The organism is Geodermatophilus poikilotrophus (assembly GCF_900111455.1).
Lineage (GTDB): Bacteria > Actinomycetota > Actinomycetes > Mycobacteriales > Geodermatophilaceae > Geodermatophilus > Geodermatophilus poikilotrophus.
Window position 1 is genome coordinate 18,101 of record NZ_FOIE01000006.1, and the last position, 12,646, is coordinate 30,746.

Below are 12,646 nucleotides of genomic sequence, written 5' to 3' on the forward strand. Positions count from 1 at the left end.
GGGGCCTCACCCGGTGGGGTCGATCTCCTCCGGATCGCGCCCCAGCAGGACGGCGACCTGGTCGACGACGACGTCGCGGACCAGGTCGGCGAGGTCGTCGCGGTCGTGCGCGCGCAGCTCCAGCGGCCGGCGGTAGACGACGATCCGCGGCGGCACCTCCCGGGTGCCGTCCCGGTGCGCGGGCAGCACCCGGGCCAGCGGCACGCTGCCGTCGTCGAGCACGTCGGCGTCGAGCACCACCTCGTCGGGGCTGGTGTGCTCCACCCAGGGCACGTCCTCGACGGCGAACTCGACGCCGGCGAGCTCCTTCTCCCACCGCCGCTCGAGGTCCTCGACCGCGTCGAGGACCAGGTCGTCGAACTGCGCGGCGCGACTGCGGGCCAGCGGGACGCCGTCGGGCACCAGGCGGCCGCGCAGCCCCCGGCCGTGCCGGTCGCGGCGGGATCGGGCGGGTCGGCTCATGACGGGTGCGAGCGTACGGCCGGGGGGATCGGGGGCGCGCCCGGTGCGGGGCCGGGCACGGGCCGCAGCGGGCGCGCGACGGGGTGCACGGGGCCGTCGTGCAGGATGGGACTGCTGCTCCGCGGGGGCGCCGAAACCCGGTGCGCCTGATGCCAACCACCCGGGTACGCGGCTACTGTGCGGTCCGTGAGGAACCGGTGGTGAGGCAGTCACGTCGCTGCTCGCGCAGCGGCTGCGCGCAACCGGCGGCAGCGACCTTGACCTACGTGTACGCGGAGTCGACCGCTGTCGTCGGCCCGTTGGCGACGTTCTCGGAGCCGCACAGCTACGACCTCTGCGAGTTCCACGCCGGGCGGCTCACCGTGCCGCGCGGCTGGGAGGTCGTCCGGCACGAGATCGACGTCGAGGACTCCGGCCCGACCGGCGACGACCTGCTCGCCCTGGCCGACGCCGTCCGCGAGGCCGCCCGGCCCGAGCCGCCGCGCAACCCCGCCGACGACGGCAGCGGCACCCGCCGCGGCCACCTGCGGGTCCTGCCCGACATCACCTGAGCCAGGACCAGCCCTCCACGCCACGACCTCGCTGCGGGGTCCCGCCGTCGGCCCCGTCCCGAGGCGCGTCCCGAGCCTGCGAGGGGGGAGGAGGACGGGGTCCTCTAGGGTCCGTCCGTGCGCGACCTGTCCACGATCATCAAGGCCTACGACGTCCGCGGCGTCGTCCCCGACCATTGGGACGAGGGGACCGCCCGCCGGATCGGCGCGGCGTTCGCCGAACTCGTCTGGCAGGAGAGCGGCGCGACCGCGGTGGTGACCGCGCACGACATGCGCGACTCCTCGGTGCCCCTGTCGCGGGCCTTCGCCGAGGGCGTGCTGTCCCGCGGCGTCGACGTCCTCGAGGCCGGCCTCGGGTCCACCGACCTGCTGTACTTCGCCTCCGGCTCGCTCGGCGTCCCCGGGGCGATGTTCACCGCCAGCCACAACCCCGCGCAGTACAACGGCATCAAGCTCTGCCGCGCCGGCGCGACCCCGGTCGGGCAGGAGTCGGGCCTGGCCACCCTCCGGGAGTGGGCCGAGCGGGACGCCTACGACCGGGTCCCCGGGCGCACCGCGTCGATCGACCAGCGGGACCTGCTCGCCGAGTACGCCGCGCACCTGCGCTCGCTGGTCGACCTCTCGGCCATCCGGCCGCTGCGGGTCGTCGTCGACGCCGGCAACGGCATGGGCGGGCACACCGTCCCGGTGGTGCTCGCCGGCCTCCCGCTGGAGGTGCTGCCGCTGTACTTCGAGCTGGACGGCTCCTTCCCCAACCACGAGGCCAACCCGCTGGACCCCGCCAACCTGGTCGACCTGCAGGCCGAGGTGCGCCGCACCGGCGCCGACATCGGGCTGGCCTTCGACGGCGACGCCGACCGGGTCTTCGTCGTCGACGAGCGCGGCGAGGCGGTCAGCCCCTCGGCGATCACCGCGCTGGTCGCCGTCCGCGAGCTGGCCAAGGGCCGGGGGACGACCATCATCCACAACCTGATCACCTCCCGCGCCGTGCCGGAGATCGTCCGCGAGCACGGCGGCGAGCCGGTGCGCACCCGCGTCGGGCACTCCTTCATCAAGGCCGAGATGGCCCGTACCGACGCCGTCTTCGGCGGGGAGCACTCCGCCCACTACTACTTCCGGGACTTCTGGCGGGCCGACACGGGCATGCTCGCCGCCATGCACGTGCTCGCTGCGCTGGGGGAGCAGAGCCGGCCGCTGTCGGAGCTGACCGCCGGCTACACCCGCTACGCCGCCTCGGGGGAGATCAACTCGACCGTCGCCGACGCCGCGGACCGCACGCGGGCCGTGCGGGAGGCGTTCGAGGAGCAGGACGGCGTCACCGTCGACGAGCTCGACGGGCTGACCGTGGACCTGCCCGACGGCTCGTGGTTCAACCTGCGGGCCAGCAACACCGAGCCGCTGCTGCGGCTCAACGTCGAGGCGCCGGACCGGGCGCGGATGACCGAACTGCGGGATCGAGTGCTGGAGATGGTGCGCGCATGACCACGAGTCCACCTCGCGACCCGGCCGGCCCGCTGGGGCTGGACCCCGCGCTGCTGGCGATCCTGGCCTGCCCCGACACCCACCACAGCCCGCTGGTGGTGGACGAGTCGGCGAGCGAGCTGGTCTGCAGCACCTGCGACCGGGCGTTCCCGGTCCGCGACGGCATCCCCGTGCTGCTGCTGGACGAGGCGCGGCAGCGGGGCACGGGGGCGGCATGACGTCGCCGGAGCTGGCCGAGGAGGTCCTCGACGACCTCGACGTGCTGCGCGCCCGGGACCCGCGCGGTCTGCTGCCCGCGGTGGCCGGCGCCGGTGCACAGGTCCGGGAGACCTCGCGGCTGACCGAGGAGGCCGGCCTCGAGCGGGTCACCACCGGCGGCCGCCCGCGCGGGCTGGTCATCGTGGCCCGCCGGGAGGGGGCGGTGGCCGCGCAGGTGCTGCGGGCGCTGCTCGGCCCGGCCAGCCCGGTCACGGTGGACGTCGTCCCCGGGCCGGACCTGCCGGTGTGGACCGGCCCCAGCGACATCGCCGTCGTCGCCACCCGCACCGGCGCCGGCCGCTACGCCGTCACCCCGGCCTACGAGGCGGCCCGGCGCGGCGTGACGCTGCTGGGCATCGGCGCGGAGGACGCCCCGCTGCGCGCGGCCTGCTCGACCGCCCGCGCGCCCTACGTCCCGCTGCCGCGCTCGCGGGTGCGGCACACGACGCTCTGGTCCTTGCTCACCCCGATGCTGCGGCTGGCCGTCGGCCTGGACCTGGTGTCGGAGGGCACGGCCGACCTGGAGGCGGTCGCCGCGGCGCTCGACGAGGTCGCCGCGGAGTGCGGGCCGGCCCGGGAGTCCTTCGTCAACCCGGCCAAGACGCTGGCCCTGGAGCTGCTCGACGCGTTGCCGGTGATCGCCGCCGAGGGGCCGCTGGCCGGTACCGCCGCCACCCGGATCGCCGACCAGCTCGCCACGCTGGCCGGGCTGCCGGTCACCACCTTCCGGATGCCCGACCAGCGGGTCGCCGCCTGCGCGGTGCTGCGCGGCCCGCTGGCGCCCGAAGGCGGCGACGACGACTTCTTCCGCGACCGCGCCGAGGACACCGGCCGCCGGCTGCGGCTGCTCACGGTCCGGGACGCCGACGCCGGCGAGCACGACGGCGGAGGCGAGCGCGAGCCCCGGTCGGCCCGCGAGGCGCTGTCCGAGGCGCTGCGCAGCGCAGCAGTGGCCAACGTCCCGGTGAGCGGACTGGCCGAGCACGGGGACCCGGAGCGCTACGGGCGGCTGCCCCGCCTGGCCCGGCAGCTGGCGGTGGCGGACTTCACCGCCGTCTACCTGGCCCTGGCCCTGGACGCCGAGAGGTCCGCCTCCGCGTGAGCGGCGACACCTCCCCGGCCACCGTCGCGCTCGTGGCCGGCGGGTTCGGCCGGGACCCCGCGCGCACCGCTCGTGCGGTGGCCGACCCCGCGCGGACGGCGGCCTGACCCGATCGAGGGAGCTCCCCCGGCGGGTGTGGTCCGCGTCATGCCCACGGGGCGGAACGGCCAGTAGCCTCCCGGCTGATGTGGTCCCTCACCAGCGCCGTCCGCTTCTACCCGTGGGGGAGCCGTACGGTCATCCCCGAGCTGCTCGGGCAGCCCAGTCCGGCGCAGCAGCCGCACGCCGAGCTCTGGATGGGGGCGCACCCGAACGAGCCCAGCCTGCTGGCCGACGGCCGTCCGCTGGACCGGGCCATCGCCCAGGAGCCCGACCGGCTGCTCGGCGCGCCGGTCGTGACGCGCTTCGGCCCGCGGCTGCCGTTCCTCATGAAGGTGCTGGCCGCCGACCGGCCGCTGTCGCTGCAGGCGCACCCGACGATGGAGCAGGCGGCGGCCGGCTACGCCGCCGAGGAGGCCGCCGGCATCCCGAGGGACGACCCGACGCGCACGTTCAAGGACCCGTGGCACAAGCCCGAGCTGCTGCTGGCGCTGACCACCTTCGAGGCCCTGTGCGGCTTCCGGCCGGTCGAGGAGTCGCTGCACTGCCTGGCCAAGCTGCAGCTGCCCGAGCTCAAGCCGACGATCGCCGCCCTCGCCCGCGGCGGGCTGCGAGCGGCCATCCCGCAGCTGATCGCGCTGTCCGGTCGTCGTCGGACCTCCCTGGTCGAGGCCGTCGCGGCCAAGGCGGCGTCCTTCGTCGCCGCCCACGACCCGGAGTTCATCAACACCTACCGCTGGGCGGCGACGCTCGCCGGGGCCTACCCGGGTGACCCCGGCGTCGTCATCTCGCTCATGTGCAACCACCTCAAGCTGGCGCCCGGCGAGGCGGTGTTCCTGCCGGCCGGCAACCTGCACGCCTACCTGAGCGGCGCCGGGGTCGAGGTCATGGCCAGCTCGGACAACGTGCTGCGCGGCGGACTGACCCGCAAGCACGTGGACCTGGCGGCGCTGATCGAGGTGCTCGACTTCACCGACGGCCGGATCCCGGTCATCCACCCGGTGCTCGGGCCGGGCGGGCTGCGCTACCCCGTGCCGGTCGAGGACTTCGACCTGACCCGGGTCCAGCTCGACGACGGGACCGGGACGCTCACCACCTCCGGGCCGCAGGTGCTGCTGTGCACCGAGGGCCGGGCGGTGCTGGCGGCGGCGGACGGCGAGCTGGTCCTGGAGCGGGGGCAGTCGGCGTTCGTCCCGGCCGGGGAGCCGGTCACCGCCCGCGGTCCCGCGCTGCTCTACCGGAGCACGACGAACCTGCGCTGAGCCCGGGCCCGGCAGGGGCAGCTCCGGCGCACCGGGACCGGGTGGCCGCGGGGTACCCCTCAGACGACGAGCAGGTCGTCGTCCGCGTGCCGCGGTCCGGGATCCCCGTCGGGGACCGACCCGGGCGTGGCGTCCCGCCGGCGCCCGGTCGGCGGCCTAGCGTCGGGACCGCCCGTCCGCGCGTCGGAGGAGTCCCGTGACCCCCCGCACCCCCGCACCGCCGTCCACGGTCCGCCGCGGCGCCCTCCTCGGCGGGACCGTCCTGGTCCTGCTGACCGGCTGCGTGCTGCCGCCCGGCAGTGCACCGACCGGCGTCCTGGACGACGCCGCCGCCGACCGGGCGATCGCCGCCGCGCCGCCCGGCTCCGCGCTGGCCGCCCTCGCCGACGTCGAGGTGCGGGGCCGGGCGCCGCGCACCGGGTACGAGCGCGACCGCTTCGGCGACGGCTGGGCCGACACCGACCGCAACGGCTGCGACACCCGCAACGACGTGCTGGCCCGCGACCTGACCGGCGAGCGGTTCCGGTCCGGCAGCGACTGCGTCGTCGTCTCCGGCACCCTCGAGGACCCCTACTCCGGGCGCACCATCGAGTTCCGCCGCGGTGAGGAGACCAGCGACGACGTGCAGATCGACCACGTCGTCGCGCTGTCGGACGCCTGGCAGAAGGGTGCCCAGGGCTGGGACGCCGACCGGCGCACGACCTTCGCCAACGACCCGCTCAACCTGCTCGCCGTCGACGGGCCGCTCAACATGCAGAAGGGGGACGGCGACGCCGCGACCTGGCTGCCGCCGAACACCGCCTACCGGTGCGCCTACGTCGCCCGGCAGGTGGCGGTGAAGACCGGTTACGGGCTGTGGGCCACCCGCGCCGAGCGCAACGCCGCCGCCACCGTGCTCGCCGGCTGCCCCGCCGAACCGCTGCCCGGCGACTCGGCGACGGAGGCGTCGGCGAGCCGGCCGGCGCCGGCGGGCACCGCCTACGCCGACTGCGAGGCCGTGCGGGCGGCCGGTGCGGCGCCCATCCGGCGCGGCGAGCCGGGGTGGAGCGACGCCTTCGACGGCGACGGTGACGGGGTCGGCTGCGAGTAGGACGAGGCCGGCTCGCGTATCGTGGGTGGCGGCACGAGCCCCGCCGAAGCCTCGGCATGCTCGCTCTCCCCGCCCGTGCGGGGATCGCAGCGACACTGCATCCGACACGCATCGCCCGGCTCGTGGGCCGGGCGGATCTGGAGCGACATGACCGCCACCACCACCGGCACCCGGGTACTGACCGACGGCGACTTCAAGGTCGCCGACCTCTCGCTGGCCGGCTTCGGCCGCAAGGAGATCCGGCTCGCCGAGCACGAGATGCCCGGCCTCATGGCCCTGCGCGCCGAGTACGGCGACCAGCAGCCGCTGGCCGGGGCCCGCATCGCCGGCTCCCTGCACATGACCGTGCAGACCGCCGTCCTCATCGAGACCCTGGTCGCGCTCGGCGCCGATGTGCGCTGGGTCAGCTGCAACATCTTCTCCACCCAGGACCACGCCGCCGCGGCGATCGTCGTCGGCGACGGCACCCCCGAGCAGCCCGCCGGCGTCCCGGTGTTCGCCTGGAAGGGCGAGACGCTGGAGGAGTACTGGTGGTGCACCCAGCGCCTGTTCGAGTTCCGCGACGAGGACGGCACCGTCGTCGGCCCGAACATGCTGCTCGACGACGGCGGCGACGCCACCCTGCTGGTGCACCTGGGCACCCGCTTCGAGACCGACGGCACCGTGCCGGACACCACCGAGGCCGACTCCGAGGAGTACGGCGTCATCCTCGAGGCGCTGCGCGGCACCCTGGCCGCCGACGCCGGCTACTGGACCCGCATCGGCCAGGGCATCGAGGGCGTCACCGAGGAGACGACGACCGGTGTCATGCGTCTGTACGAGCTGGCCCGCGACGGCCGGCTGCTGTTCCCGGCCATCAACGTCAACGACTCGGTGACCAAGAGCAAGTTCGACAACCTCTACGGCTGCCGGCACTCGCTGGTCGACGGCCTCAACCGCGCTACCGACGTGATGATCGGCGGCAAGGTCGCGGTCGTCTGCGGCTACGGCGACGTCGGCAAGGGGTGCGCGGAGGCGCTGCGCGGCCAGGGCGCCCGGGTGGTCGTGACCGAGATCGACCCGATCAACGCCCTGCAGGCGGCGATGGAGGGCTACCAGGTCAGCACGCTCGACGACGTGATCGACCAGGCCGACATCATCGTCACGGCCACCGGCAACCGCGACGTCATCACCGCCGAGCAGCTCGGCCGCACCAAGCACCAGGCGATCGTCGGCAACATCGGCCACTTCGACAACGAGATCGACATGGCCGGCCTGGCCCGCACCCCGGGCATCACGAGGACGACCATCAAGCCGCAGGTCGACGAGTGGCGCTTCGCCGACGGCCACACGATCATCGTGCTCTCCGAGGGCCGGCTGCTGAACCTGGGCAACGCCACCGGTCACCCCAGCTTCGTGATGAGCAACTCCTTCTCCAACCAGGTGCTCGCGCAGATCGAGCTGTGGACCAACCGGGCCGCCTATCAGGGGCAGGAGCCGTCGGTGACGGTCCTGCCGAAGAAGCTCGACGAGCACGTGGCCCGGCTGCACCTCGCCGCCCTGGGCGTGAAGCTCACCGAGCTGACCAAGGTGCAGGCCGACTACATCGGCGTCCCGGTCGAGGGCCCCTACAAGAGCGACCACTACAGGTACTGAGGAACGGTCGCCCACCCGGGCGGTGGCCGTCACCGGGACCGACGGCCACGGACAGCACGAGTGCCCCGGTTCGTCGATGACGAACCGGGGCACTCGTGCGTGTGAGCCGACCCGGCCCGCGAGGAGGAGCGCTACCGGTCGTTCCAGGTCCCTTCCCTGCGTGGTGCCCCGAAGGCGTGGCGGACCGCCTGGTCGCCGCGGTCACGGCAGCGCGCGCACCGCTGCAGCCGGTGAGCGCCGCGCGGGTGCTCGTGTTCTGAGGTCCCACCCGCCCCAGTGGGTCACCGCTCCACCGGTAGGGGGAGGGCACGCCTGTGCATTCCACCACCGTGCCGCCGAGCGGCGCAGAATGGTCGCCGTGCCACCCACCGCTGCCCAGAACGGGCCCTCCCGCGGCCGAGTCCTGGTCGTCGACGACGACGCCGCCCTCGCCGAGATGCTCGGCATCGTGCTCCGGCGCGAGGGCTACGACCCCGCCTTCGTCTCCGACGGCAACCGCGCGGTGGGCGCGTTCCAGCAGACCCGCCCCGACATCGTGCTGCTCGACCTGATGCTGCCCGGCCGCAACGGCCTGCAGATCTGCCAGGACATCCGCACCCAGTCCACCGTCCCGATCGTCATGCTCACCGCCAAGGGCGACACCATCGACGTCGTCCAGGGGCTCGAGGCCGGCGCCGACGACTACGTCACCAAGCCGTTCAAGCCGGTCGAGCTGGTGGCCCGGGTGCGTGCCCAGCTGCGCCGCGGCGAGACCGGGCAGGCGGAGAACCTCTCGATCGGCGACGTGCAGATCGACGTCCCGGCGCACCAGGTCACCCGGGACGGCGTGCCGATCGCGCTGACCCCGCTGGAGTTCGACCTGCTGGTCGCCCTGGCCCTCAAGCCGCGCCAGGTGTTCACCCGCGAGCTGCTGCTCGAGCAGGTGTGGGGCTACCGGCACGCCGCGGACACCCGGCTGGTCAACGTCCACGTGCAGCGGCTGCGCGCGAAGATCGAGCGGGACCCGGAGAAGCCGGAGATCGTGCTGACCGTGCGGGGAGTCGGCTACAAGGCCGGCCCGCCGTGAACGGACGGGCTCGCGGGCGCCGCGGCGAGGAACGAGCGGACCGCGGCGGCGGGCCGGTGGGCACCGTGATCCGGCGGATCCGTCGGTCGTGAGCTCCACGCGGCCCGCGCCTCCCGCGGCCGGTGCGCCGCCCGAGGCCTCGCCGTCCTCCGGCACCCCCGGGCAGGCGCCTGCTCCCGTGCCGCGCCGGACGCCGTCGGCCGACCTCGGTGCGCTGCGCCGCGAGCTGCGGCGGCGCGCCGTCCGGGCCCGCCGGCTGACCACGCGGCTGGTCGCACGGGCGGTGGCGGCCTGGCGCTCGTCGCTGCACGTCCGGATCGGCGCGATCACCATGCTGGTGGCCGGCACGGTGGTGGTCATCGTGAGCCTGGTGCTGTTCAGCCAGATCCGCGAGCAGCTGCTGTCGGTCAAGGAGCAGGCGGCCATCGACCAGGTGCAGACCGGCGTCGTCTACGCGCAGACCGAGGTGGCGGGGATCGCCGCCGGCGACAGCGCGAGCGTGCGGGCGACGCTGGACCGCACCGTCCGGCAGCTGCGCGAGAGCAGCGGTCCGGCCGGTGACTTCGAGGTCGTCATGGTGTACCGGACCGGCGACTCCGAGCGGCCGCCCGCGGTCAGCCAGCGCGGCATCTACCCGGCCATCCCCGCCGAGCTGCGGGCCCAGGTCGCCTCCGGGGGCCAGTACGCGCAGTACGCGATGGTCCCCGACGGCAGCGGGCAGTCCCGGGCCACCTACCTCGTCGGCGCTCCGGTCCCGACCGGCGCGGCCGGCGCGGAGCAGATCGAGCTGTACTACGCCTTCCCGCTCGACCAGGAGGCGGAGAGCCTGTCGCTGTTCCGCACCACGGTGGTCATCAGCGGCATCGCGCTCACCGTCCTGGTGGTCGGGATCGCCGTCCTGGTGACCCGCCTGGTGGTCGACCCGGTGCGCCAGGCCGCGGGCACCGCGCAGCGGCTGGCCGAGGGCCAGCTCGAGGAGCGGATGGCCGTCCGTGGCGAGGACGACCTGGCCCGGCTGGCGACCAGCTTCAACGCGATGGCCGACAGCCTGCAGCGGCAGATCACCCAGCTGGAGTCGCTGTCGCAGCTGCAGCAGCGCTTCACCTCCGACGTGTCCCACGAGCTGCGCACGCCGCTCACCACGGTGCAGATGGCCGCCGAGGTGCTCTACGAGTCCCGTGCGGACTTCCCGCCGCACGTGGCGCGCTCGGCGGAGCTGATGCACGCCGAGCTCGACCGCTTCGAGGTGCTGCTCACCGACCTGCTGGAGATCAGCCGCTACGACGCCGGGGCCGCCGTCCTCGACTGGGAGCCGACCGACCTCGGTGCGCTCGTGCGCCGGGTGGCGGCCGGGATGTCGGCGCTCGCGGAGCGGCACGGCTGCGAGCTCACGGTGTCCGGTCCCGCGCAGGACGTCATCGCCGAGGTCGACGCCCGCCGGGTCGAGCGGATCCTGCGCAACCTGGTCGGCAACGCGATCGAGCACGGCACCGGGAAGCCGGTGGAGGTCACCTGGGCGGCCAACCGGGCGGCGGCGGCGGTCACCGTGCGCGACCACGGCGTGGGGCTGTCCCCGGCCGAGGCGCAGCACGTGTTCGACCGCTTCTGGCGCGCCGACCCCTCGCGGGTCCGCACCGTCGGCGGCAGCGGGCTGGGGCTGTCGATCAGCCTGGAGGACGCGCGGCTGCACGGCGGCTGGCTGCAGGTGTGGGGGCAGCCCGGCGCCGGTGCGCAGTTCCGGCTGACCCTGCCGCTGACCGCGGGCACCGACCTCACCAGCTCGCCGCTGCCGCTGCGGCCGGCGGTCCTGCGCCCTCCCGGGGGTGCCCGGTGACCCGCCGGGGTGCCGTCCTCGGGGCGGTGCTGCTGGCGTTGGTGAGCGGCTGCTCCACCGTCCCGACGAGCACGCCGGTCGTGCAGATCACGCAGACGCCCCCGCGGGCGGACAGCCCGGTCGGCATCGAGCCGCTGTCGCCGGAGACCGGCGCCACCCCCGAGGAGGTCGTCCGCGGCTTCCTCGACGCCGCCGCCAGCACCGTGCGCGGGCACCCGGTGGCCCGCGAGCACCTGGCTCCCGAGCCGCGGGGGTCGTGGTCGGACGACGCGGGGATCACCCTGCTCGGCGCCGACTACGCCACCGTCACCACCGACGCCGGCACCGTCCGCGTCACCGGCGAGCTGGTCGGCACGATCGACCAGCGGGGCGGGTTCACCGTGGACGGGCAGGAGGTCTACTCGCGGGAGTTCCGCCTCGAGCAGGTCGACGGCGAGTGGCGGATCAGCGACCCGCCGGACGGGCTGCTCATGCTCGAGCCGGACTTCGAGCGCCTCTACGAGCGGCGCGACCTCTACTTCCTCGACCCGACCGGTCAGCGGTTCGTGCCCGACCCGCGGTACCTGATCACCGGGGAGGCCCAGCCGACGGTGCTGGTCGAGCGGCTGCTCGCGGGGCCGTCGGCGGTGCTGGCCGCGGGCGTCCGCAACGAGCTCGAGGGCGCCGCGCTGGGCAGCACGGTGACGGTCTCCGCGCAGGCGGTCACCGTCGACCTGACCGGGGTGGCCGACGCGACGCCCACCCGCCTGGCCGGACTGGCGGCCCAGCTGGTGTGGACGCTGGGCCAGCTGCCGTCGGTGCGCTCGGTGGAGGTCCTCGTCGACGGCGACCCGCTGACCCTCGACGGCGTGCCGGCGGTGCAGACCGTCGACACCTGGACCGCCCTGGACCCCGACGCCGCCCCGGTGGACGCGGTCGGGCACTACCTGGTCGAGGGCGCGCTGTGGACCGCGACCGACGCCCCGGCGCCGGCCCCCGGCCCGGCCGGCACGGGGGTCTACGGGCTGTCCAGCGCCGCGGTCGCGACGGACCCGAGCACCGGCGAGCTGACCCAGATGGTCGGGGTGACCCAGCGGGACGGCCAGGCGACGCTGCTCACCGGCCCCTACGACGGCGACCTCACCCCGGTGCTGCCGAGCGGCTCGCTGACGGTCCCGACGGTGGCCCCCGCCCGCCAGGAGTTCTGGGTGGTCCGCGACGGCTCGACGGTGGTGCGGGTCGCCGGTGGCGGGCCCCCGCAGGCGGTCAACGCCGTCACCCTGCCGGGCCTGGGCCGGGCCACCGCGCTGCAGCTCTCGCCCGACGGGGTCCGGGCCGCGGTCGTCGTGGAGGACGGCCAGCGGCGCAGCCTGCACGTGGGCACCGTGGTGCGCTCGGACGACGGCCCGGTGGCGCTGCGCGACTGGCGCGAGGTCGCCCCGGCGCTGGGCCAGGTGGTCGACGTCGCGTGGCGGACCTCCGGCAGCCTGCTGGTGCTGGCCGGGGACGCCGGCGAGGAGCGGACCGTGCCCTACCTGGTCGGCGTCGACGGCTGGGACCTCTCGCCGGTGCCCACCGCCGGGCTGCCCAGCCAGGCGACCCAGGTCGCCGCGGCGCCCGAGCGCCCGCCGCTGGTCAGCGCCGGCGGCACGATCTGGGAGTGGCAGGTCGCCGGGGGGACCTGGGTGACCCTGGTCCGCGGCCAGCAGCCGCAACCGGGCACCGAGCCGTTCTACCCGGGCTGAAGAAGGGACCCCGCGTCCCCCCATCCCTCGCACGCTCGGGTGGGGCCCTGACGCGGGGCCGTTCCAGCACGTCACCGTCCC

The 12,646-nt window shown here is 75.2% G+C and carries 11 protein-coding genes; 10 read left to right on the forward strand and 1 reads right to left on the reverse strand.

The features are described 5' to 3' along the window. Positions 1-6: 6 nt before the first annotated feature. Entirely contained in the window at positions 7-462 is a 456-nt protein-coding gene (locus BMW27_RS14195; protein ID WP_012950287.1) for a metallopeptidase family protein, read from the reverse strand. 200 nt (positions 463-662) lie between these two features. Here BMW27_RS14195 and BMW27_RS14200 point away from each other — a divergent pair, with 200 nt between their 5' ends. The 10 genes from BMW27_RS14200 to BMW27_RS14245 all read left to right on the forward strand — a co-directional run bounded on the left by BMW27_RS14200 (position 663) and on the right by BMW27_RS14245 (position 12,565). Beyond that, positions 663-1,013 (forward strand): DUF3499 domain-containing protein, encoded by a 351-nt coding sequence (locus BMW27_RS14200; RefSeq protein WP_041241610.1) that lies wholly within the window; start codon positions 663-665, stop codon positions 1,011-1,013. A 117-nt stretch (positions 1,014-1,130) separates the two neighbouring features. After that, the gene (locus tag BMW27_RS14205) at positions 1,131-2,495 is read left to right on the forward strand and encodes a phosphomannomutase/phosphoglucomutase (RefSeq protein WP_091445210.1); all 1,365 of its coding nucleotides are present in this window, start codon (positions 1,131-1,133) and stop codon (positions 2,493-2,495) included. Then, positions 2,492-2,713: a Trm112 family protein gene (locus tag BMW27_RS14210; RefSeq protein ID WP_091445212.1), complete on the forward strand. Its 222-nt coding sequence runs from the start codon at positions 2,492-2,494 to the stop codon at positions 2,711-2,713. Before BMW27_RS14205 ends, BMW27_RS14210 begins: the two co-directional genes overlap by 4 nt. Continuing rightward, positions 2,710-3,855, forward strand: a complete 1,146-nt coding sequence (locus tag BMW27_RS14215; protein ID WP_091445213.1) for an SIS domain-containing protein — start codon at positions 2,710-2,712, stop codon at positions 3,853-3,855. The genes BMW27_RS14210 and BMW27_RS14215 overlap by 4 nt, the downstream gene beginning before the upstream one ends. 185 nt (positions 3,856-4,040) lie before the next feature. Continuing rightward, positions 4,041-5,216 (forward strand): mannose-6-phosphate isomerase, class I, encoded by a 1,176-nt coding sequence (manA, locus tag BMW27_RS14220; protein WP_091445215.1) that lies wholly within the window; start codon positions 4,041-4,043, stop codon positions 5,214-5,216. Between the two features lie 196 nt (positions 5,217-5,412). Next, entirely contained in the window at positions 5,413-6,306 is an 894-nt protein-coding gene (locus BMW27_RS14225) for a GmrSD restriction endonuclease domain-containing protein (RefSeq protein WP_091445217.1), read from the forward strand. A gap of 147 nt (positions 6,307-6,453) precedes the next feature. Beyond that, complete coding sequence (gene ahcY, locus BMW27_RS14230; protein WP_091445219.1) at positions 6,454-7,941, forward strand: adenosylhomocysteinase; 1,488 nt, start codon at positions 6,454-6,456, stop codon at positions 7,939-7,941. A 349-nt stretch (positions 7,942-8,290) separates the two neighbouring features. Further along, entirely contained in the window at positions 8,291-9,007 is a 717-nt protein-coding gene (mtrA, locus tag BMW27_RS14235; protein ID WP_091445221.1) for an MtrAB system response regulator MtrA, read from the forward strand. Between the two features lie 88 nt (positions 9,008-9,095). After that, positions 9,096-10,841 (forward strand): MtrAB system histidine kinase MtrB, encoded by a 1,746-nt coding sequence (mtrB, locus tag BMW27_RS14240; protein ID WP_091445223.1) that lies wholly within the window; start codon positions 9,096-9,098, stop codon positions 10,839-10,841. Beyond that, positions 10,838-12,565, forward strand: coding sequence for an LpqB family beta-propeller domain-containing protein (locus BMW27_RS14245; protein ID WP_091445225.1), 1,728 nt, complete (start codon positions 10,838-10,840; stop codon positions 12,563-12,565). Before mtrB ends, BMW27_RS14245 begins: the two co-directional genes overlap by 4 nt. Positions 12,566-12,646 lie beyond the last annotated feature (81 nt).